Origin of the sequence: Apibacter muscae, from assembly GCF_007845595.1 — a bacterium.
GTDB lineage: Bacteria > Bacteroidota > Bacteroidia > Flavobacteriales > Weeksellaceae > Apibacter > Apibacter muscae.
The window spans coordinates 240,396-262,440 of sequence record NZ_SELI01000016.1 but is presented as its reverse complement, the minus strand read 5'-3'; the positions used below and the strand labels follow the sequence as shown (position 1 = coordinate 262,440).

Annotated in this window: 21 protein-coding genes; 11 read left to right on the top strand and 10 right to left on the bottom strand. The window is 28.8% G+C overall.

The window, feature by feature from the left end; genetic code table 11:
- Positions 1-27 precede the first annotated feature (27 nt).
- On the top strand, positions 28-1,311 hold the full coding sequence (locus ETU10_RS04140) for a UDP-N-acetylmuramoyl-tripeptide--D-alanyl-D-alanine ligase (protein ID WP_146310111.1): 1,284 nt from the start codon (positions 28-30) through the stop codon (positions 1,309-1,311).
- 126 nt (positions 1,312-1,437) lie between these two features.
- On the opposite strand, the gene ETU10_RS04135 is transcribed toward ETU10_RS04140, so the two are convergent.
- The 5 genes from ETU10_RS04135 to porG form a co-directional block, all read right to left on the bottom strand.
- On the bottom strand, positions 1,438-1,974 hold the full coding sequence (locus tag ETU10_RS04135) for an OmpH family outer membrane protein (protein WP_146262005.1): 537 nt from the start codon (positions 1,972-1,974) through the stop codon (positions 1,438-1,440).
- Between the two features lie 30 nt (positions 1,975-2,004).
- Positions 2,005-2,925, bottom strand: coding sequence for an OmpH family outer membrane protein (locus tag ETU10_RS04130; RefSeq protein ID WP_146262006.1), 921 nt, complete (start codon positions 2,923-2,925; stop codon positions 2,005-2,007).
- A 72-nt stretch (positions 2,926-2,997) separates the two neighbouring features.
- Positions 2,998-5,562 carry an outer membrane protein assembly factor BamA gene (gene bamA, locus ETU10_RS04125; protein WP_146262007.1) on the bottom strand — a complete coding sequence of 855 codons (2,565 nt, stop codon included), beginning with the start codon at positions 5,560-5,562 and terminating at the stop codon, positions 2,998-3,000.
- Between the two features lie 22 nt (positions 5,563-5,584).
- On the bottom strand, positions 5,585-6,343 hold the full coding sequence (locus ETU10_RS04120) for an isoprenyl transferase (protein WP_146262008.1): 759 nt from the start codon (positions 6,341-6,343) through the stop codon (positions 5,585-5,587).
- Between the two features lie 10 nt (positions 6,344-6,353).
- Positions 6,354-7,217, bottom strand: coding sequence for a type IX secretion system protein PorG (porG, locus tag ETU10_RS04115; protein ID WP_146310108.1), 864 nt, complete (start codon positions 7,215-7,217; stop codon positions 6,354-6,356).
- A gap of 377 nt (positions 7,218-7,594) precedes the next feature.
- On the opposite strand from porG, the gene ETU10_RS04110 reads away from it, so the two are divergent.
- The 7 genes from ETU10_RS04110 (at position 7,595) to ETU10_RS04080 (ending at position 16,381) form a co-directional block, all read left to right on the top strand.
- A complete protein-coding gene (locus tag ETU10_RS04110; protein WP_146310106.1) occupies positions 7,595-8,572 on the top strand; it encodes a polyprenyl synthetase family protein in 978 nt (325 codons plus the stop codon).
- A 1,899-nt stretch (positions 8,573-10,471) separates the two neighbouring features.
- Entirely contained in the window at positions 10,472-11,341 is an 870-nt protein-coding gene (locus ETU10_RS04105) for a hypothetical protein (protein ID WP_146310104.1), read from the top strand.
- A gap of 98 nt (positions 11,342-11,439) precedes the next feature.
- Positions 11,440-12,201, top strand: coding sequence for a hypothetical protein (locus ETU10_RS04100; RefSeq protein WP_146310102.1), 762 nt, complete (start codon positions 11,440-11,442; stop codon positions 12,199-12,201).
- A gap of 101 nt (positions 12,202-12,302) precedes the next feature.
- On the top strand, positions 12,303-13,133 hold the full coding sequence (locus ETU10_RS04095; protein ID WP_146310100.1) for a hypothetical protein: 831 nt from the start codon (positions 12,303-12,305) through the stop codon (positions 13,131-13,133).
- A gap of 511 nt (positions 13,134-13,644) precedes the next feature.
- Complete coding sequence (locus tag ETU10_RS04090) at positions 13,645-14,544, top strand: hypothetical protein (protein WP_146262014.1); 900 nt, start codon at positions 13,645-13,647, stop codon at positions 14,542-14,544.
- 52 nt (positions 14,545-14,596) lie between these two features.
- Positions 14,597-15,430, top strand: coding sequence for a hypothetical protein (locus ETU10_RS04085; RefSeq protein WP_146262015.1), 834 nt, complete (start codon positions 14,597-14,599; stop codon positions 15,428-15,430).
- Positions 15,431-15,496: 66 nt separating this feature from the next.
- The gene (locus ETU10_RS04080) at positions 15,497-16,381 is read left to right on the top strand and encodes a hypothetical protein (RefSeq protein WP_146310098.1); all 885 of its coding nucleotides are present in this window, start codon (positions 15,497-15,499) and stop codon (positions 16,379-16,381) included.
- Positions 16,382-16,468: 87 nt separating this feature from the next.
- Here ETU10_RS04080 and dtd read toward each other — a convergent pair whose 3' ends face one another.
- The 5 genes from dtd to ETU10_RS04055 all read right to left on the bottom strand — a co-directional run bounded on the left by dtd (position 16,469) and on the right by ETU10_RS04055 (position 19,752).
- Positions 16,469-16,921, bottom strand: a complete 453-nt coding sequence (gene dtd, locus ETU10_RS04075) for a D-aminoacyl-tRNA deacylase (protein WP_146310096.1) — start codon at positions 16,919-16,921, stop codon at positions 16,469-16,471.
- 87 nt (positions 16,922-17,008) lie between these two features.
- Positions 17,009-17,920 (bottom strand): OmpA family protein, encoded by a 912-nt coding sequence (locus tag ETU10_RS04070; protein WP_146310094.1) that lies wholly within the window; start codon positions 17,918-17,920, stop codon positions 17,009-17,011.
- Between the two features lie 42 nt (positions 17,921-17,962).
- Positions 17,963-18,730 (bottom strand): exodeoxyribonuclease III, encoded by a 768-nt coding sequence (locus ETU10_RS04065; RefSeq protein ID WP_146310092.1) that lies wholly within the window; start codon positions 18,728-18,730, stop codon positions 17,963-17,965.
- Positions 18,731-18,812: 82 nt separating this feature from the next.
- The gene (locus ETU10_RS04060) at positions 18,813-19,184 is read right to left on the bottom strand and encodes a hypothetical protein (RefSeq protein ID WP_146292359.1); all 372 of its coding nucleotides are present in this window, start codon (positions 19,182-19,184) and stop codon (positions 18,813-18,815) included.
- A 10-nt stretch (positions 19,185-19,194) separates the two neighbouring features.
- Complete coding sequence (locus tag ETU10_RS04055) at positions 19,195-19,752, bottom strand: hypothetical protein (RefSeq protein WP_246118417.1); 558 nt, start codon at positions 19,750-19,752, stop codon at positions 19,195-19,197.
- A gap of 132 nt (positions 19,753-19,884) precedes the next feature.
- Here ETU10_RS04055 and ETU10_RS04050 point away from each other — a divergent pair, with 132 nt between their 5' ends.
- The 3 genes from ETU10_RS04050 to ETU10_RS04040 all read left to right on the top strand — a co-directional run bounded on the left by ETU10_RS04050 (position 19,885) and on the right by ETU10_RS04040 (position 21,972).
- Complete coding sequence (locus tag ETU10_RS04050) at positions 19,885-20,607, top strand: pirin family protein (RefSeq protein ID WP_146310089.1); 723 nt, start codon at positions 19,885-19,887, stop codon at positions 20,605-20,607.
- Positions 20,608-20,762: 155 nt separating this feature from the next.
- Positions 20,763-21,674 carry a DnaJ C-terminal domain-containing protein gene (locus ETU10_RS04045; protein WP_146310087.1) on the top strand — a complete coding sequence of 304 codons (912 nt, stop codon included), beginning with the start codon at positions 20,763-20,765 and terminating at the stop codon, positions 21,672-21,674.
- 10 nt (positions 21,675-21,684) lie between these two features.
- On the top strand, positions 21,685-21,972 hold the full coding sequence (locus tag ETU10_RS04040; RefSeq protein ID WP_146262023.1) for a chaperone modulator CbpM: 288 nt from the start codon (positions 21,685-21,687) through the stop codon (positions 21,970-21,972).
- The last annotated feature ends 73 nt before the right edge of the window (positions 21,973-22,045 follow it).

Sequence of the window (22,045 nt, the reverse complement as noted above, 5' to 3'; positions counted from 1 at the left end):
TTAGATTAAATTATAGCAAATTTTAAAATGACTATTGAAGAACTATATTCTATATATCTACAATCTAGTGGAGTAACCACAGATACGCGAAAAATAACCTCTAAAAGCATCTATTTTGCTTTAAAAGGTGAAAATTTTAATGGTAATTTATTCGCCAATGAGGCCATTGAACATGGGGCGTTAGTAGCTGTTGTTGATGATAGAAGTTTATCAAATCCTAGTAAAGGAATTTTTTATTTTGAAAATAGCTTGCTTTGTTTACAAAATCTAGCCCGCTATCATAGAGAACAATTAAATATTCCTATTATTGGCTTAACCGGTAGTAATGGTAAAACAACCACCAAAGAATTGATGGCTAGTATTTTAAAAGAGAAATTCAACGTATGGTATACTCAAGGAAATTTAAATAACCATATAGGTGTTCCATTAACTCTTCTTAGCATTAATCAAAATCATGAGATTGCTATTGTTGAGATGGGAGCCAATCATTTAAAGGAAATTGAACTACTTTCAGGGATATGTCAACCCACCATCGGTTATATCACTAACTTTGGAAAAGCTCATTTGGAAGGTTTTGGAGGTATGGAAGGGGTTTATAGAGGAAAATCGGAATTATATTCTTTTCTTAGAGAAAACCATAGAAAAGTTATTGTTAATACTGATGACACTAAACAGATGGAATTATCTAATGGGATTGATTCTATCTCCTTTGGCACAGAAGGAGATTATACTTATTCTTATCAAGAAAATAGCAATCATACGATTAGTCTTATATATCAAAATTGCTTGATTAATTCTCAATTAACTGGAAAGTATAATTATACCAATCTTTGTGCTGCAGCTACTCTAGGTTTATATTTTGGAATAGAGATTGGAAAAATTAAAGTTGGAATTGAAAATTATCTTCCACAAAATCAACGTTCACAAATCGTTAAACTGGGTAATAAAACTTTGGTTTTAGATACTTACAATGCAAATCCAAGTAGCATGGAAGCTTCTTTAAAAAATTTTTCTGTGTTTGAAGGCTCAAAAACTATCATTCTAGGAGATATGTTTGAGCTGGGCAAGGAGTCTGCATATGAACATAGTAAAATTGTTTCTCTAGCTTTAAATACAAACTTTGATAATATATTCTTAGTGGGGGAGAATTTTTATTCAACTACTATAGATGACTTTAAAATTAAAAAATTCAAATCCACGGAGGAAGCTAAAAATTATTTCAAGGAACATTCAATTGTTACTAAAAATCTTTTATTAAAAGGATCTAGAGGAATGGCTCTTGAAAAATTATTAAATGTAATTAAAGAATGATATTATAAACCAATTAAATTTATAAATGTTAATTGGTTTCCTGACAAATTAAGATGGATAATAAAAAAAAAGGAGTTTCATTAAAACTCCTTTTTTTTTATTTTGTATTGATTGTTAGACTAGTATTTAAAGCCCTAATTTAGCTTTTACACTTGCCAAAATATTTGGACCAGCGGCATAAATCAATGAAGGTTGAGAAGTATCAAAAACATATAGATAACCTTTTTCTTTTGCTACTGCATCTACCGCTTCTTGAGCTTTTTTCATTATTGGATCGTACAGCTCCGCTTGTTTTTTATCCAATGCATTCGCTGCATCTTCTCTAAGTGTAGCTAAATTTTGCTGATCTGATTGTAATTCTTGTTCGTATTTCTGAAGTTGATCTTTCATAGAATCCAATTCAGTCTGAGACTTTTTACTCAAATCTTCTTGAATTTTATTATACTTAGCTGCTAGAGCCTCTTCTTGTTTTTTAATACCTTCTTTCTTTTGGTCTGCCAATTTTTTTAATTGCTCATCCGCTGCTTTTTTTTCAGGCATGGAGTTTAATAATTCCATGGAATTTATATAAGCAATTTTACTTGCATCTCCAGTTTGTGCCTTTGCTAACTGAAAAATACCTACGAATGCGGATAACATTACTACTAGTGTGATTTTTTTCATTTTATATGTATTAATTATGTTTAAATTTTATTACTTATTACTGTTTGCAGTCTTTTTCTTTGGAACATATTTACTTCCATAGCCTTTATTGGGTTGTGCGGTAGTCGCTTTTTTAACCTCCGGATTTTCTTTGGGTTTCTCCACCTCGGCTTCAGCAGTATCAGTTACCTCTTTATTATTATTAAGTTTATTTTCTTTGGATTTATTATTAGTTTTATCAATCTCTTTATCTCCATTTTCTTGGATCTCAACTGCCTGTTTTTTCTTTTTAGGTACATATTTACTTCCGTATCCAGATTTCGTTTGATCTTTTTTGTTTGACTTTTCTTTTACATTAATTTCATTGTTATCCTCATTTGATTCCTGAATTATATCCTCGGTTTTAGAAATTTTCGATGGTGAGTTAGAATTGGTTTGAGATTCCTTTTTCTTACTTTGTTTAGCATCTAAACCCATTTGTTTTAAAACCTTATCCGTAATGTCGTACTTAGGATCAGTAAAAACCATAATTAAATCAGATGATTTGTCGAAGATAAGTCCATATTTATCTCTGGATGCGACAGTATTTATAGCATTCCAAATCTGATCTTGTAGTGGTTTAACAAAATTCATTCTTAATCGAAAAGAATCTCCCTCGGATCCAAATTTTTTATCAATAAAGTTCCGAATTTTAATCTCTGAACTATCAATGATAGACAATCTATTTTTCTGCTGATCATCCGTTAATAATATTTTCTCATTTTCATATTCAACTCTTAGCTGATCTAATTTAGATTGTTCTTTCTGAATTTCCGTTTGCCATTTTTTAATTTCATTATCTAACCTTTGCTGCGCTTGTTGATACTGAGGCATTTGATTTAAAATATATTTAGTATCTACATAAGCCATCTTTTGAGCAGTGCCAGAATAGAAGAGCAAAAATAAAAAAATATAAGTAAGTAGTTTTTTCATTATAAATATCTTAAAGTATTTCTAAAATCGTACCAATTTTTATTCTATTTTCATTACTAAAATTTATTACTATTATAGCTGTTGACCAAATACAAAGTGTGTTTGCCATCCACTTGCTCCTGTTGAATTGATTGCTGGATCAAAACCTTTAGCAAAGTCAAAACCTAGAATTCCAAACTGTGGCATAAATATTCTAAATCCAACTCCGGCAGATCTTTTTAATTCAAATGGATTAAATGAGTTATTATTGGACCATACATTTCCTGCCTCCACAAATGCTAAAGCGTAAATTTTTGTTGCTCCTCCCAACAATAATGGATACCTCAATTCCATTAAAAATCTAGCGTAAGACGTTCCTCCTCCTAACGGAGTAATATCTTCATTGGGCTGACCTCCAAAAGCGGTAGGATCTCTATACCCTCTCAAAGGAATTATTTCTCTACCGTCATATCTATTCCCGTACATTCCTGTTCCTCCTAAGTAAAATCTTTCAAATGGAGGAATTCCTACTTTAGAATTGTAATCACTTAAAAACCCAAGTTCCCCTCCAGCTTTTAAAACTGCTTTACCGACTAATTCTTGATACCAATAGGCTTTTAATTTTACTTTAAAGTACTCCAGCCATTTGTATTTTTCATTATCTGTTTTATTCCTATAATCTTCATTATTAAACAATGAATAAGGCGGTGTAGCTTTTAATGATAATTCAAATTCAGACCCCATGGTTGGAAAAATAGGGTCTAATCCTGCCGAATATCTTCCTATAGAAGCATAAAAACTAAAATTATTACTTTGACCATTCGACCAAGTGGTATTTGATACATTGAACGGATAATTGTGAAAGGAGTACAATTGATAATTTATACCATAAGAAAGTCTAAAATAATCATCCGGCCAGTTCAGACGTGTAGTTAAGCCCACCTGAGCTCCATATATATCTAATCTGTTTTTACCTTCCTGATAATAATCTCTATAATTTAAAAATGTGGTATAAAAGGATACAGAAAGAGAGGTTGGACGTTTACCAGTAATCCATGGTTCAGTAAACGATATACTATAATTTTGATAATTGCTACCTGCTTGAGCTCTTAAAGAAACACTTTGTCCATCTCCGGTTGGAATGGGTTTCCATGCTTTTTTCTTAAAGAAATCATTAAAAGAAAAATTACCAAAAGTAAGTCCTAAAGTACCTATAAATCTATTTCCTCCATAGCCCCCTTGCAATTCAATCTGACTATTCGTTCCTTTTTCTTCTAATTTATAATTGACATCAACCGTTTTGGTCTCAGGATTAGGAGTTATTTCAGGCACTAATGTTTGAGCTTCAAAATATTGCATTTGTGCCAATTCCATCATAGTTCTTTGCACTTCTTCTTTTGAAAATAAATTACCTGGAACCGTTCTTAAGGATCTTTGTACTACATGATCATGGGTTTTAGTATTTCCCGTAAAGGTTACCTTGTCCCAATACGCTTGTTCACCTTCTCTTATCTTTACTTCTACATCAATAGTGTCATTTCTTACAGCCTTTTCAATAGGTACAACGTTTGAAAATACATATCCATTGTTATAGTATAAAGTAGCTATATCATCATTTTTTTCAGAACCTGTAACTTTTTTATTAATCCCAACGGCATCATAAGGATCTCCTTTTTTGTACCCTAAAATTTTAGATAACAATTCACTGGAATATTTTGAATTCCCTGAGAAAGTTACATCTCCCAAATAATATCTCTTACCTTCTTCAATATCTACCTTTATTTCAAAATCTTTGTCATCTTTTCTATAAACTGTATCTGATACTATCTTAGCATCTCTATAGCCAAAGGATTGGAAAGTCTCTATGACTTTTTTTAAATCATCCTCATATTTTTTTGGTACATATTTGGATTTTTTCCAAAATCTAAAGAATTTCTTTTCTTTAGTATTTTTAAATGCTTTTGACTTTATTTTAGAAGGCTTTAAAACTTCATTGCCTTCTATAATAATTTTACCTACTTTTACCCTAGGCCCTTTGTTAACCATTACATTCCAATTGATTAAAGACGCATCAGATTTATTTGGCTGTTCTTTTATTTGAATAATTGGGAACGGATAGCCTTTTTCAGTATATTCTTCTTTTAAAGAATTTTGAAGCTTACTGCGTAAATCATCGGTTATCTTCGTTTTTGTTTTTAAATTATTTTGTTTAATTAATTTTTCTCCTTTTGATTTGCTGATTCCATAAAATTTCACATTCCCTAAGTCTGGCAGAGCTCGCAAATTAATTCTTAAATAAACCGATTTACCTTCTATTTTTGAGAGATAAATTTCTACATCAGAAAACAATTTAGAATCCCATAATTTTTTTACTGCCATATTGATTTGCATGCCAGGAATTTCAACATATTCTCCTTCATACAATCCTGTATATCTCATTATTTGATTTTTTGTGTACTGGGTAGTACCCGTAACATTAACTTCTTTTATCAAATAAGAATTCTCCTGTGGCTCAAGGTATGAAGTTTCTTCTTTAAGTGTATCATTATCTATAGTAACGGTATCTGAAATGGACGGCGGAGTCTGAATACTATCTTTAATTTGTCCAAATATGAATATATGTAATATGCCTAATACTGAGGCCAATAATTTCTTCATAATTTAATCTGCGATTCTTTTTTTACTTAACTTTTAATTGTTCACTGGTTTTTCCAAATCTTCTCTCTCTGGTAGCATAATATTTAATGGCTTCTAAAAAATCTCCTTTATTAAAGTCTGGCCATAATACATCTGTGAAATATAATTCTGAATAAGCAATTTGCCATAGTAAAAAATTACTAATCCTACATTCCCCACTGGTTCTAATTAAAAGATCTACATCAGGAATATCTTTGGTATATAAATAACTGCTAAAAAGATCTTCATTAATTTGATCTTCTGTGATTTTATTACTTGCAAAATCCAACGCTATTTTTTTTGTTGCTTCTATAATTTCTTCTTTAGCTCCATAACTTAAAGCTAAAATTAAGGTCCCATTTTGCAAATTTTCTGTAATTCTTATTAATGATTCCAATTCATTATAAACATCTTTAGGCAACTTGGTTATATTACCTATAACTTTGATTCTTACCCCTTTTTCAATAAGAGTTTTTGTTTCTTTTTTTATAGTGTTTACTAATAACGACATTAGTGCATTCACTTCAAAAGTTGGTCTATTCCAATTTTCGGATGAAAATGCATATAAGGTTAAATAAGGAATTTTCATATCTTGACAAAACTCAATGGAATCTCTAACGGATTTAATTGCGCTTTGATGCCCAAACGACCGAATCATCCCTTTCTTTTTTGCCCACCTGCCATTGCCATCCATAATAATAGCTACATGTCGTGGCATTTCAGTTTTAGTAATGTCGATTTCTTTTTCTTTCTTCTTAAACATTAATTAATTTTTAATTGCATAGACACGGAGGTCTGCCAAAAGTATAGGTTAAATTTACACCCCAAACTAAATACCAATCATTACTTTTAAAAGTATTTCCTGTTTGATAGCTTTCTTTAATATCTGAATTTCTTTTATTAATTTCTTCTTGAATGGACGAAGATAAATTGCCTTGTTGTAATAACCTAGGATCTATATTACTAGTAAAATTTTTGTCTGCCAAATTACTGTAATCCAAATTATTTTGTGTTGTATATCTAGCTCCTATTTCAAATCCTAACAACCAATTATAATTAAATTTAAATTTATAACCAATTCCAAAAGGAATACTTACATCTAATTTTGTGGAAGTGCTCTTTTCAATAGAAGATTCAAAATCGCTGGAATTCATTGGTGGTTTATAAGTGCCATCTGCATTTTTTATTAATTGATAATTGATAGCATATTTTGGGTTTTTATGAGTAAAAACCCCTAAACCCGCAAATATATAAGGAGAGCTAGCAAATTTCTGAATATTATTTATATCAAAAAAATAATATTCAAATAATAAAGAAGCTTCAATTATATCATTCGTCCCTGAAAGCTTTCTATCAATCCTATAACCTTCAGAAGCTTCATTATCATCAAAAAAGACTTTGTTATATGATAAATTAAAACGTAAACTTTGTCTATTGTTTAAATTATATCTATATAGCATACCAATGGATATTGGAGTATTTGCACCATCAGCCTTAAACTGTATAAAATTAGTTTTACCTATATCTGCAATAAGATTGGGTTGACCTAAAGAAATTCCTATTTCGTGGCGTTGAGCATTTGTCCATGCATTCAAAGACATAAATATTAATAGCACTAATAAGAATTTATTTTTCATATTTTAATTATTCCCTAAATGAATAAAGCCATGTTTATCACTTAAATTTATCTTCATCTCACTTGAAAACGTAAACAAGCAAAATTTGTTGCCTTATTAGGTTTAATTTTTTTGAAGACAAATATAATAAATTCTTTTTGGTAAAGTATTTAGCCTACATTATATATAATTATTTTAACATTTACTTAATAGGTAAAATCATAAATAGAAGCCATTTTTTTGTACTAATCTATTTTTTAATTCTGAATTAATTATTTTTATTTGCTTTTATTCGTTCTTATATTTAAACATAGCTAAAATTAGGTAAATAAATTATTTTTATATTTGATAAAAATAAATCTAGAAATCAATCTAAAAATTCTTATCTAATTCCATAAATGTCAAAAATCGCTGAACAAATTAAAATTCCTATTGCAGAAGAAATGTTGCTTTTTGAAAAAAGATTTTATCAATCTATGAAAAGTAAGGTTCCCCTTTTGGATAGAATTACCCAATTTATTGTTCGACGAAAAGGTAAACAAATGCGTCCAATGTTTGTTTTTTTAACCGCTAAGTTGACAGGAGAAATTTCTGACAAAACTTACAGAGCTGCTTCTTTAATTGAACTCATACACACGGCTACTTTAGTGCATGACGATGTAGTGGATGAAAGTTATATGAGAAGAGGATTCTTTTCAATCAATGCCCTTTGGAAAAATAAGATTGCAGTTCTTGTAGGAGATTATTTACTATCTAAAAGTGTTTTGCTTGCGACTGATAATAAGGATTTTGATTTATTATCGATTATATCTAGAGTAATTAGAGATATGGCTGAAGGTGAGTTGTTACAGCTAGAAAAAAGCAGAAAATTAGATATCACTGAAGAGGTATATTTTAACATTATTAAACAGAAAACTGCAGTTCTTATTTCTGCTTGTTGCGAGTCTGGAGCTTGTTCCACCAATGCGGATGATGAAACTATTCATAAACTTCGATTGTTTGGTGAATACACAGGAATAGCATTTCAAATTAAAGATGATTTATTTGACTATAATAGTAAAAGTTTTATCGGAAAACCGGTAGGTATAGATATTAAGGAAAGAAAGATGACTTTACCATTAATCTATGCCATTAATAATGCAGATACTACCAAAAAAAAGTGGCTTTTAAATTCAATTAAAAATCACAATAAAGACAAAAAAAGAATATCGGAAATTATAGCTTATGTTATCGAGTCTGGCGGTTTGAAGTACGCCACTTCACAAATGAATGAATACAAAGAAAAAGCTTTAAATATTTTATATTCATTCCCAAAAAATTCCAGTAGAGATTCCCTTGAATTATTATTAAATTATGTAATTCATAGAAATAGCTAATTAACATAAGATTTATCATATTTAAAAGGATTAAAAACTAACTTTTTTTATAATTAATTGATATATTAGCATTTTTCTTTAAAAAAAAAATTAGTTATACATTAAAAAAAATTACTTGAGTAAGCTTTTTTTTAGTAACAATGTTTTAACGAATCATTATAACTTCACTGATTGTTGCTAATTACATAAATTAAAATCATATTTATTTTCATTTATAATTAGGAAGCTTATTTTTTATGACCAAATTCACTGATATAACTATTAATAAAATCAAAACAACTTTAGATTAAATTTTTCTCCTAAAAATTATACAGCCTTCATAAAAATATTATTGAAACAAGTATTCCTTTATCCAAAAAATACAATCTAAAATGTTATTTCATATAGACTTATAAGAGCCTTGTTTAAGAAAATTTATCAAGATTAAATAAATCTAATCTAATAAATTGATTTTCCTTGAAAATATATTATTAAATAATAATTTTAGATTTAAACTAAATGATGGATTATATTGGGATTGTTTTTTTTTAATCATTATAATAGAATTAAACAATAATCAATTAAATATGAAGTCATTATTCACCAATTTTACCTAAAATTAGATTTAAGAAAATTCTACCTATAGACTATTTGAAAATTGGTTGATGAAATTTACATTCAGTTTCTAAATATTAAAAAACATATACAAATTCAGAATATCAACATTATATCTAAAAATCAAACAGAATTTAATGATTTAATTAATAAAGAATAGATAGTTTATATATTATATTCAATAAATAAATTTAAATATACATATATTCCAGCTTAAGATAAACTAAGCACCTACTTATACAACCATTACTCTAAAAATATCACTTTAACTTTGACTGAAGTTTAAACAAATAAGAACTACAACCTTATATTTTCACTTTACATCTTCTCTAAAAATAACTTATTAATAAAACTAATTTTATTACTACATATTTTATAAGTCTCTAACTTAACAAAGTTAATCTCGTTTATTTAAAACATTTACAGGTTTATACCGATAAAATTCAAAATTATAGCATCTTAAATTGGAAATATTATTAAACACAACTAAGCTTAAGTTATCATACAATTTTGTTTCATTTTAAATCAAGGTTAGTCTAATTTCAAATCATATTTATTAGGTGAAATTACAAATCGAGAATATTTAAAAAGTAATAAATATAAAAATAGACACAGCTAATTCAAAAAAAATATAGCTTATAATATCAATAACTTTAAAATTGTTGCAAAAAAAACAATAAATTTATTATTTTAAAGGAGACAGATGATTACAATAATTCAATTCCTATAAAAACTTAATATAATAATTAAAATCAGAAATTTGTCAAATAAAAAGCGAACTTAAAAAGATTTAAGTAAAATATTTAAATTACTAATAATCGTCAGGAAATCTTCATTAGTTAGATATAATTATGTAGTTTATTCTTGTGAATTAGGCTATAATTCTTCAAGAAAATCAAATTTATATATTTTTATAAATTTTCAGCCATCAATGATTATAAGATTACGATTTACATTAAATAATTTGATAATATTATCTAAATGTTTATTTTATAAGATAACATTTTAAATCATTAAAAAAAATTCAACTTAGATTATTCTAAATTTATAATACTAACTAATAGTTATTATTTATTGTTGATCTATTTAAGACAAACAAGAAATAGAGAACTATTATGTATATAAAATTTTATATTGATGATTTAATTTATTTTTTTTTGTATAACATAGATTGATATTCAATTCCACAATATTGCAACTATTTTAAACAATAATTTAAATTTTGCATACTTAAAAATAAATAAAAATAAATTGACACATAATTAAAAAATTGTAATTTTACAGCCGCTCAATAAATCACTTATTATGTATAAAAAGAAAATTAAACTTATATTATTAACACTTTTATGGGGAGGAACATTTTCTCAATCCTTATTAAGTCAAGTTATTATAACTTCTTCAAATGTCAATGCTGATAGTAAAACAACTTCTAAATCTGCCGATTTAATATTAAATTCGCCAGATAAAAGTTTCTTACCTAATAGAGTGGCTTTATCCTCCTTGAATTCTCCTTTACCCTTGGCAGAAGATTTAACTGAAATTCAAAACGGAACAATTGTATATAATACCACAACCAACCTTGGCTTTTCCTCTGGATTATATTTATGGCAAGATAATAAATGGAATGTATTGCTAACTAGTCATGGTAAAAAACAAGATTTTTCAAATTTAGTTTACAAACAAACAAAGAAAGGAGAACTATATAAATTACCCTATGTAAGTAGTAATGGTGCAGGAATTGAAATACCAACTTTTACTGAGAAATTTGTTGTACCTAAGGATGGTACAATACTAATTTCTACATTAATTTATACACAAATGTCTGCAGATGCTAGCACATTTGCTCAAATTGGCAATACCTTCTTTACAATACAAATTACTGATATAACTCCAGGAACAGCCGAAGAAGGAACTGTTACAAAATTTTATGCTGGATGTACTCCACTATCTATGAGACCCATTCCAGGAAGTTCTTCTATTGGTATAAACAATAACCCAACAAGTGCTACTGCATTTACTTCTATGAGGGTAATTGCAAATCACAGTTATGAAGTTAAAGTTTTAGGTGAAGAGGGATGGAATCAAGCAGCAACTGTATATGCGGGTAATTTTGAATGGAATATATATGAAGCAAATTCTGCTCTTAAAATAGACTTCCAATCTGATGCTTATTAATTAATTGTTTTAAAATTAAAAAAAAAAAAAAATTTACTATGTTATTAAATTTCAATCTATCTATCAAACATATAACTATTTTTAACCTTTTATTCTTCATGTCTCAATTACTGCAATCTCAAATAACTATTGGTGATAAAGACATAAAACCAAATTCTTCTACTGATCTAACTTTAACTTCACCCAATAAAGGATTTCTTCCTAATAGAGTTTCTCTTAAGAGTTTAACAGATTCACAGACAGTACCTAATGTTAAAGAGGGAGCTGTAGTTTATAATATTCAAGAGACTGCTGATCTTGGCAAAGGATTATATGTCTGGAATGGAACTCAATGGGATCGTTTGCTTATGGAATATGGAAAAAAACAAAATTACCAAACTTTAGTATATAAGGAAACGGGACCAAGTGATGTGGTTGCTTTTAGAAAGATGACTCCAAATCCTACGGAAATAAAAGCTTTACAAACGTCTTTTGTAGCTCCATGGGATGGTATCATATATATTTCAACCTTGATCTATGCCTATGCTAATTTTATTGATACACCCACCTATAAATATTCAACAGTAGCAAATACTTTCTTCACAATAACCACAACAGAGGTAGAAACGGGTAAAGTCACAACCTTTTATTCAGGATGTTCCCCTGTAATTATGTATGATGTCGAAGCAAAAGTTTTTAAAGGAAGTTTCCCTTCAACTGCGTCCTCAATTTCAACTATGCGGGTGGTTAAAGATTATAATTATAGTGTTAAAATAACTGGAATTGAAGGTTGGAATGCTGATATGATAATAAATGCAGGTACTTACAATAAAAATAATTCTTCTACCCTTAAAATTGATTTTATTTCTGACCCTCATTAAACCTTAATAAACATCCAATTTAAATAAGAAAATATTATTCACTTTTAATAATTATAGTTATGTTCTTAAAAAAAAATATCTTTCTCAAAAAAAAGTCATTTTTGTTGTTATTTTCTACACTGCCGATCATTAATTCAGCACAAGTAGGTATTAACACTTTAAATCCAGATTCTAGCACGGATTTAACGTTAGGGTCTAACAATAAGGGTTTCTTACCTAACCAAGTAAATTTAGTTTCAATAGACAATTCTGCGCCCTTATCAAGTACAGATATTAAGGAGGGTACAACTATTTATAATACTAATGCAACCTTAAATAAAGGAATATATGTTTGGGACGGTACTCAATGGAATACTATCTTGTTTAATGATGGAACAAGAGAAGAATTTATAAATTTAGTAAACAAACAAACTGGTACTGATCCTAGTGAAGAATTATACATTCTTACAACTACAGATGGCATAGAAATCAAATCTTTAAGTGACACATTAACAGCTCCAAGAGATGGAAAATTTTATATTTCAACCGTTTTTTATTCTAAAAATACAACTGGAGTTGCATATGATTTAATGACCGCAAAAACTTTTTATAGAATTGAACTAACAGACTTAACCGATTCTACAATTCCTCCAGTAAATTTTAATTCCGTGTGCACTAATATTATTGCTTCAATCCCTGGGTCCATTAATGGATATGGTAGTGCTGGAAGTAATCCTGGCAGTGTTTCTTCAGATTTCATTGCGACAGCAAAAGGTGGACATCAATACAAAATTAGAGTTATAGCTACACGATCGCCAGATGATATCAATAATATAAATTATATAAATAATTACACAGGAACCTATATTTGGACAAATCCAATGAATAATAACAAATATATGCTTTTTTCAAACTTAAAGGTTGATTTCCTATCAGATTCCTTCATTCAGTAATTTATATAAAATTACAACAAATAAAAACACAATGCTTATTCGGCATTGTGTTTTTATTTTTAAAATTGAGCAAATTTATTTCTCACCATTCTATACTTAAAAAGTTAAGTAATATATCTATTAAATAGAATTTATTCTTACAAATTAAATTCAAAGACATCGAATTTCGCATTCTGCAAATCAATATAAAATCATTCCATTAACATTTTTTTTAATAATTACACCTCATCATTTAAACAAAAAATTAAACTTTAAAAATTATTTAAATGTTTTATAAACATATTGTATGTGTTAATAAATGATTTTTTAATCAAATTATAGAATATTTTAATTTAATTTTCCTTGATTTAATACTAATTAATTATTAATAAAATAATAAATTATAATACAAACATTCATTATAATTTTTTTTTATTTTATATTAAAAAAAAATATATAATTTATATATTCAATATAATTAATATATAATTTAAAATTTATAATTTTACCGCACTCAATTAAAATTATAATTATGTGTAGGAAAAAATTTAGTTTAGTTTTATTTTCAGTTTTTTGGGGATTAATTTCTCCAACCTTATTTAGTCAAATAATTATTAATTCATCAACTAAAGATGACCTAAAAATATCGCAGTCTAATTCTGCTGATTTAATTTTAAATTCTCTTGATAAAAGCTTCATGCCCAATAGAGTGGCATTAATCTCACTAGACTCACCTTTACCTTTAGCTCAAGATTTAACAGGTATTCAAGAAGGTACTATTGTGTATAATATCTCTGATGCTCCTGGTTTATCAGCAGGATTGCACGTATGGCAAGACAGCCGTTGGAATATTTTATTAACAAAACTTGGTAAAAGACAGGATTATTCAAATTTAGTTTATTTACAAACTGGATCAGGAGATAATGTAGGGGCTGATGACATAACTACCATCCCTTATGTTAATACTACAAGCCCAGGTGTTGAACTTGCAAAGTTTACTTCAAATTTTACTGTGCCCAAAAATGGCAATATTATGATTAATGCTTTAATCTACGTTCAAATGTACGTACAAACATATGGAGTCTCACAAGTTGCAAATACATTTTTCACCATACAGGTTACAGATATAACTCCTAATTCACCAGATCAGGGAAAGATTCAAAAATTTTATACTGGCTGTACCCCAATCTCTATGCGTCAAACTCCTGGAGCATCAGTAGCAGGTATAAACAATAATCCAACAAGTGCTATAGTATTTTCGACTATGAGAGTTACTGAGGGACATTCATATGAAGTAAAAGTACTAGGACAAGAAGGCTGGAACTCAGCTGCTGAAATAAAAGCTGGCACTTTTCAATGGAGACCTTCAGCAAGCTTAGTTTATAATGCTAATTCAGTATTAAAAATTGATTTTCAATCAGATCCATATTAAAATTTATTAATCATAAAATTATTAATTATAAATTATATATAAAATTTTTACTATGTTTATAAAATTATACAAAAACAAAAAACAATTATTTCTTTTAAATATTTTTATATTTATATCCCAAACATTTAATTGCCAAGTGGCAATTGGAACACCTAACGTTAAACCTTATCCATCCACTGACCTTACTTTAACCTCTAATAATAAAGGATTCGTTCCCAATAGAGTTTCTCTTACCGGTTTAAATGATATTCAAACAATTCCTAACATAAAAGAAGGCGGGGTGGTCTATAATACAAATATAACTTCTGAACTTGGTAATGGATTGTATGTTTGGGACGGCACACAATGGAATCGATTATTAATGGATCCTGGTAAAAGACAGGATTATCAAACTCTAGTCTATAAACAAACAGGACCTACAGACATTACAAGTCTTACTAAAGATATACCTCAAGAAATAAGTTCATTAACTACCAATTTTCAAGCTCCTTTGGATGGTTTAGTATATATATCTACTTTGATTTATGCCTATGCCAATGTTATAACTCCCCCCAATTACAATTTTTCATCTATTGGGAATACATTCTTTACTATTAATACTACAGAAATTGAAACTGGTAAAGTTACAACCTTCTATTCAGGATGTACACCCTTAATTATATATAATCCAACTACAAATTTATTTGTTGGAAATTTTCCAGTTACAGCTCCCTCAATTTCAAAATTAGAGGTTAAAAAAGATTATAATTATGAAATTAAGATAACGGGAGTAGAAGGTTGGAATCAATTTATACAAGTAAATGTAGGAACATTTAACAATAATTCTTCCCCTCTAAATAATCTATATTCTACGGTTAAAGTTGATTTTATATCCAATCCTCATTAAATTAAAATCCTCAATTTTAACAAAAATTATAAAATTAAAATAATATTTATCATTAATACGATTATTATGTATCTAAAAAAAAATATACTATTAAGATTAATTATTCTATTAGGATTTATTCTAATGCCCACTATATATAAAACTCAAGTGGGTATAAATACTGAAAATCCTGAAATAAATGCCGATTTAACATTGGGTTCTAATAATAAGGGATTTTTAACTAACAAAGTCTCATTATTAAAACCAGACGACCCTTCTCCTTTATCAAATCTAGATATTATGGAAGGTACTTTAATCTTTAATACCAATCCTAATACTTTACTTAAAAAGGGATTATATATATGGGACGGGACTAATTGGAATACTATTATATACAATAACGACGGTTTACAACAAGATTTCATAAATTTAGTTAATAATAAAACCAATGATAATACTAGCACAACTCAAACTTATGACCAAAAAAATGTTGTTTTATTAAATAGTATAGATCAAGAAATAGTTCCATTAGGAACTATCGTTCAAGCACCTAAAGATGGAAAATTTTATATTTCAACAGTTATATATTCTAAAATAACTATAGGTCCAATTTCAGATTTTACAGCTGTACCTACTTTTTATACCATTCAAATTACAGACCTTACTGATGGTACTCCACCTACAAATTTTTACTCTGGATCTAGCAATGTTGCAGCATCCATATCAATCCCTGGAGGCGGTACAGGAAGTGCGAGTAACAACCCTGCTCTTGTATCTTCTGACTTTATTTATAGTGTTAAAGAGAATCATCAATATCAAATTAAAGTATTTGGTAAAAGTGATGGAAACGGAAATTCATCATTACAAATTCTTGCAGGAACATATGCATGGAGAAATCCTATAAATTCCAACATATATCAACTATACTCAACTTTAAAAGTAGATTTTCTTTCAAACGCTTATACACAATAAACTATTGAGAATTATTTCAACTCTAATATATAAACACAATACTTATTTGTATTGTGTTTATAAATATAATGCATTATAAAATTAGTATTATTCTCTATTTTGAGAATCTATAAGAATAGTCACCGGACCATCATTCATTAATGAAACTTTCATATCTTCTCCAAATCTACCTGAAGATACTAAGCCTGTAAACGAATGTTCTAACATTTGTAAAAAAGTTAAATACATTTGATAAGCAAATTTGTTACTAGAGGCTCTTTGATAACTAGGTCTATTGCCTTTTTTTGTAGAAGCATAAAGTGTAAACTGACTAACTATTAAAATACCTCCTTGTATGTCTTCAACTGATAGATTCATAACCCCTTGGGGATCATTAAAAATACGAAGGTTTATAATTTTTCTTACTAACCATTCTACATCCTCCTCTGTGTCTTTGTCCTCTACCCCAAGCAACACTAATAATCCTTGATTAATTTCTCCTACAATCCTATTTTCAACTTCTACAGAAGCTTCTCTAACTCTTTGCAGAACAACTCTCATAAAAAGTTTGTTTAATTCTAATTATTTACAAATGAAATCTTAGAATATCTATTGACTTTAAGATTTATAATTTAAATAATTTACTCATTAAAGTTGATTTAAAAGCTTATTAATTTCACTTAAATTAGGAGCAATGATAATATCAACTCTTCGGTTCAAAGCTTTGCTTGTAGGATTTGAATTACTTGCAATTGGTGCGTATTGACTTCTTCCTGAAGCTGTCATTTTTTCTGGAGATATACCTTCCGATTGTAATATTTTAGTAATTGCTGTTGCTCTCATTACCGAAAGATCCCAGTTGTCTTTGATATTCCCATTTCCTATGTATTTGTCTGAATCAGTATGTCCTTGAATAATAATATTTAAATTTTTATCTTTAGCTAGTACTTTGGATAATTCGTGTAAAGCCTTTAATCCTTGAGACTCAACAGTCCAACTCGCAGATGGAAATAACAATTTATTATCCATAGAAATGTAAATATATCCGTCTTTTTCTTCAACGGATATTCCTTTACCTTCATAACTTTTCAAAGCGGTTTGCAAATTCTTTTTTAAAAGAGAAACAGATTCTTTTTGTTGATTAATTAAACCTTCTAGTTCATTAATTCTTTGAATCTTTTGATTTAATTGCCCCTGTGTTTGAGCTAACTTTCCTTCAATTTTCTGCTTTTCTTTTAAGGCAGTTTCAGAAATTTGAGAATTTTTATTCTTTAAATCTTCTAAATCTTTAAGCTTGTTGGTATATTCGATTTGTAAATCTGCATATTCGTTATCCAACTGCACCTTTTTTTGTGCTAAAGCTTCTTGTTGTGCTTGCAGAGAAGAAAATTGATCGGTTAATGCTTTTAAATCTGCTTCTCTCGCTTCAATTTCTTGTTTGTTCTTAGACTCTCCTTGTAGGGCTGCATAATATTTTTTTTCTAAATCTTTATATTTGGCTTGAGGTACACAAGCGGTCAATGCAACTAATATAAAGATTGAAATACCTATTTTTTTCATAATATTTTAGTAGGGTATGATTTCAATTATTCATTTATAATTTTACAATTCAAATTCTATTCCAACAGGAGCATGATCTGAATGGATGGCTTGGGTTAATATATAAGCTCTTTGTAACTTTTTTTCAAGAGTTCGAGTAACAAAATTGTAATCAATACGCCAGCCTTTGTTATTGGCTCTAGCTGTCTTTACGCGATAGGTCCACCAAGAATATTGAAAAGGTTCTTGATTAAATAAACGCAATGAATCCACCAAATTGCATTCTTGTAAAAACCGATCCAACCACTCTCTTTCCTCAGGTAAAAACCCAGAGACCTTCGAATTTCTAACCGGATCATTAATATCAATTGGCGTATGACAGATATTAAAATCTCCATTAATAATTAAGTTTGGAAATTCTTTTTTCAATTCTTTAACATAAGTCAAAAAATATTCACAAAAATCCATTTTAAAGCCCAATCTATCTATATTGGTTGCCGATGGAACATAAACACTTAAAACTGAAAAATTTTCAAAATTCACTTGAATAACACGCCCTTCCTTATCATAAAATTCATTATCACAACCACACTTTATTGAGTTCGGAGCTATTTTAGAAAGAATAGCAACTCCGCTATATCCTTTCTTTTCTGCCGGAAACCAATAGTTATGATATCCTAATTCTTCAAATTGAGAAACATCAAATTGGTCGACATTGGCTTTAACTTCTTGTAAACATAATATATCTGGGTTTGTTGCTCTTAACCAAGTAATAAAATCCTTATTTAAGGCTGCTCTTATACCGTTTACATTATAACTTAGTAGTTTCATAGAACAAATGTAAGTGTAATACACACATTTAACATTAATTTATACAATTAAAATTTTTAATTAATTTAAAAATAATACTATACTAAAAATCCTCGTTTACCTTCTCAACTTTTGTTAATGTTCTTTCATCAACTACTATTTTCCATTTTCCATTTTCTTGATAAGGAGGTTTTGAAACTTTAAATTTTGTAGTTATTCCTAAAGCTCCAACGACAAAATCATTGCTATCAAATTGTTGAATGGGTGCTTCAATACTTTTGCTTAGGCTCCCATCCTTAAAACTGTATTTCACTGAACCATTCTTTTTAATGGATAATACAATTTCCGGATCTTGGCATATCCAAGTTCCTATATAATTAGTTTTATCACTAGGAACTTCAATGCCCTTTAAATTTTTACATGCTATAAGAATTAATCCTAGAGACAGTAATCCAATAGTAATTAGTTTTTGCATGTGTTTTTATTTAATTTAATTTTTCTAACAATTCAACAACTGATGAAAACTTTATATCTTCAATTTCTTTAAAAAAATCAATTTCCTTGTTATGAGGTAAAAAATCAGAAATAACTCTAATGATTAAATCCTTGGGCTTTTTTAAACACATAAAAGTATAATCCTCCATATTAATTAGAGTTCCTATAGGTAAATCTGTAGATCTTATAAATTGATCTGTAGTTAAAGAAGATAAACACGGTAATGAAGTTCTAGAATTTGTTAACTTAATAGCTCCATTTTCAAAAACTTCTCCCTTATATCCATAAATTGAAGTTGAGGTAACTTCTACCAGTTTTCCTTTTTTTAGTTCTACGGGCAAAGTTTTTTCAATTCCTGTTATGGCTGTAAACCCAACCAATACTGTCAAGTCTGATTCTTTTTTTTTAAGAAATCCTTTAGCCATATTTTCTCTACCTACCCCAGTTTCAATTATTTCATAAATATGTCTTAAGGAAGAATGCTGCTGGAAAGCTTCTAACATTTTTTCTTTTTCTTCCTTCATCGGAAGTAAAAGGGTTATTTTCATTGTAAAAATATTAATAAAAACGAATTTATCAATTTTTCAACTTTTAATCAAATATGTCAAGAATTTCTTATCCTAAATCAACAAAATTCAACTTTTTACTTTCAGATATTTGTGAAATAAAATTTAAAAACCATGAAAACTATTTTATACCCATCTGAAAGTAGAGGACACGCCAACCACGGATGGTTGAAAACTTACCATAGTTTTAGTTTTGCCAATTATTTTCATCCAGATCGTATAAACTTTGGTGCTTTACGAGTACTCAACGATGATTCAATTGCCGGAGGAAAAGGTTTTGGTTCTCATCCTCATAGTAATATGGAAATTATAACAATTCCTTTGTCAGGAAGCATTCAACATCAGGATAGCATGGGACACACTGAGGTGATTAAACCCGGGGAAGTACAAGTTATGAGTGCTGGAAAAGGTATTGTACACAGCGAATTCAATGCTGATGAAGCTAATGAACTTAAATTATTTCAAATTTGGATTTTGCCAAATAAAAAGGATGTAGTACCTAGATACGATCAAAAATCATTTAACTTTTCAATCAAAAATGAATGGATATCTATTGTATCTCCTAAAGATTCAAAAGATGAGAATCTATGGATTCACCAAGAAGCTTGGTTGCATTTAGGGTGTTTTGATAAAGATTTTAATGCAAAATACTTCCTTAATAAAACTAGCAACGGCATATACTTCATGGTAATTGAAGGAAGTTTTTCTGTTAACGGAGAAAATTTAAATGAAAGAGATGCTATCGGAATATGGGAAGCTGGCTCTGTCACTATACAAGCAACAAGTGAAAATTCAAAAATTTTACTCATAGAAGTACCTATGATTTCTATAAATTAAACTTATAAAATTGCTATTCTTTAGCTTTATTCTAATTAATATATATACCCCTGACAAAGTTTATTTTGGTTTAAATTTTGCATTCGAATATTACAAGTTTAGTTAACACATTAAAGTTAATTTTTTGATTTTAATATAAAAAGATTTGATTATATATGGCATTTATTGATTATTATAAAGTTCTTGGCCTAGATAAAAATGCATCTACTGACGATATTAAAAAGGCATATCGAAAGTTAGCAAGAAAGCATCATCCAGACCTAAATCCCAATGATAAAGAGGCACAAAAAAAGTTTCAGCAAGTCAATGAAGCTAACGAAGTTTTAAGCGATCCTGAGAAAAGAAAAAAATACGATCAATACGGTGAAAACTGGAAACATGCTGAGCAGTTTGAACAAGCCCAACAGCAACAGGGAGGTAACGGGCAGTATTATTATGAAAATTCCGGTAACACTTTTGATGGATTTTCTCAAGGTTTTGGAACTGAAGATTTTTCGGATTTTTTTGAGAATTTATTTGGTGCGAAAGCTGGTAATAACCAAAGAAGCAGAACTTCCCAATTTAAGGGACAAGATTATACTACAGAATTGCACCTTTCTTTAAGGGATGCAGCAACCACTCATAAGCAAACTCTAAACATCAATGGTAAACAAATAAGAATAACTATTCCTGCCGGTGTTTCCAATGGGCAACAAATAAAACTTAAAGGACAAGGCGGTGAAGGGATGAATGGGGGGCCAAAGGGGGATTTATATATCACTTTTATAGTCACTGAGGATTCAAATTTTAAGCGTTTGAATGATGATCTAAACACTACGGTTGAAATTGACCTTTATACGGCTGTTCTTGGAGGCGAAACAATGGTTGATACGTTGGGCGGGAAAGTTAAATTAAAAGTTTCTCCGGGTACTCAAAACGATACCAAAGTTAGACTTAAAGGTAAGGGATTTCCTGTTTATAAAAAAGAGAATCAATGGGGGGATTTATTTGTAACCTATAAAGTTAAAATACCTACCCAACTTACACCTAAACAAAAAGAATTATTTGAAGAATTAGCAAAATCTTAAAAGCTACCTCATGGAACATGAATTAATCAATCTTAAAGAATATTGTTTTCATTATAAAGTGGAATCTTCCTTTATTCATGAACTAGAAGAAATGGGTCTTATACGCGTTTTTAAACAAGAAGAGGAGCGATTTATATCCATGGATTCATTAAAGGAACTTGAATCCTATAGTAGGATGCATTACGATCTTGAAATTAATACCGCTGGCATCGATGCTATAAAAAACTTACTCAATAAAATTGAAGTTTTAGAAAACGAAATGAATAATTTACGCAATCGATTAAATCTTTACGAATAAATCTATATAGATCCATATTTTAAAACCGTAGAACTTAAGAAATGGTGATTGGTATTGTTTGCTATTGTTTCTA

Bases quoted from the DNA above. Each gene is read 5' to 3' on its own strand.
- ETU10_RS04140 (WP_146310111.1), top strand. From the start codon at position 28: ATGACTATTGAAGAACTATATTCTATATATCTACAATCTAGTGGAGTA.
- ETU10_RS04135 (WP_146262005.1), bottom strand. From the start codon at position 1,974: ATGAAAAAAATCACACTAGTAGTAATGTTATCCGCATTCGTAGGTATT.
- ETU10_RS04130 (WP_146262006.1), bottom strand. From the start codon at position 2,925: ATGAAAAAACTACTTACTTATATTTTTTTATTTTTGCTCTTCTATTCT.
- bamA (WP_146262007.1), bottom strand. From the start codon at position 5,562: ATGAAGAAATTATTGGCCTCAGTATTAGGCATATTACATATATTCATA.
- ETU10_RS04120 (WP_146262008.1), bottom strand. From the start codon at position 6,343: ATGTTTAAGAAGAAAGAAAAAGAAATCGACATTACTAAAACTGAAATG.
- porG (WP_146310108.1), bottom strand. From the start codon at position 7,217: ATGAAAAATAAATTCTTATTAGTGCTATTAATATTTATGTCTTTGAAT.
- ETU10_RS04110 (WP_146310106.1), top strand. From the start codon at position 7,595: ATGTCAAAAATCGCTGAACAAATTAAAATTCCTATTGCAGAAGAAATG.
- ETU10_RS04105 (WP_146310104.1), top strand. From the start codon at position 10,472: ATGTATAAAAAGAAAATTAAACTTATATTATTAACACTTTTATGGGGA.
- ETU10_RS04100 (WP_146310102.1), top strand. From the start codon at position 11,440: ATGTCTCAATTACTGCAATCTCAAATAACTATTGGTGATAAAGACATA.
- ETU10_RS04090 (WP_146262014.1), top strand. From the start codon at position 13,645: ATGTGTAGGAAAAAATTTAGTTTAGTTTTATTTTCAGTTTTTTGGGGA.
- ETU10_RS04085 (WP_146262015.1), top strand. From the start codon at position 14,597: ATGTTTATAAAATTATACAAAAACAAAAAACAATTATTTCTTTTAAAT.
- ETU10_RS04080 (WP_146310098.1), top strand. From the start codon at position 15,497: ATGTATCTAAAAAAAAATATACTATTAAGATTAATTATTCTATTAGGA.
- dtd (WP_146310096.1), bottom strand. From the start codon at position 16,921: ATGAGAGTTGTTCTGCAAAGAGTTAGAGAAGCTTCTGTAGAAGTTGAA.
- ETU10_RS04070 (WP_146310094.1), bottom strand. From the start codon at position 17,920: ATGAAAAAAATAGGTATTTCAATCTTTATATTAGTTGCATTGACCGCT.
- ETU10_RS04065 (WP_146310092.1), bottom strand. From the start codon at position 18,730: ATGAAACTACTAAGTTATAATGTAAACGGTATAAGAGCAGCCTTAAAT.
- ETU10_RS04060 (WP_146292359.1), bottom strand. From the start codon at position 19,184: ATGCAAAAACTAATTACTATTGGATTACTGTCTCTAGGATTAATTCTT.
- ETU10_RS04055 (WP_246118417.1), bottom strand. From the start codon at position 19,752: ATGAAAATAACCCTTTTACTTCCGATGAAGGAAGAAAAAGAAAAAATG.
- ETU10_RS04050 (WP_146310089.1), top strand. From the start codon at position 19,885: ATGAAAACTATTTTATACCCATCTGAAAGTAGAGGACACGCCAACCAC.
- ETU10_RS04045 (WP_146310087.1), top strand. From the start codon at position 20,763: ATGGCATTTATTGATTATTATAAAGTTCTTGGCCTAGATAAAAATGCA.
- ETU10_RS04040 (WP_146262023.1), top strand. From the start codon at position 21,685: ATGGAACATGAATTAATCAATCTTAAAGAATATTGTTTTCATTATAAA.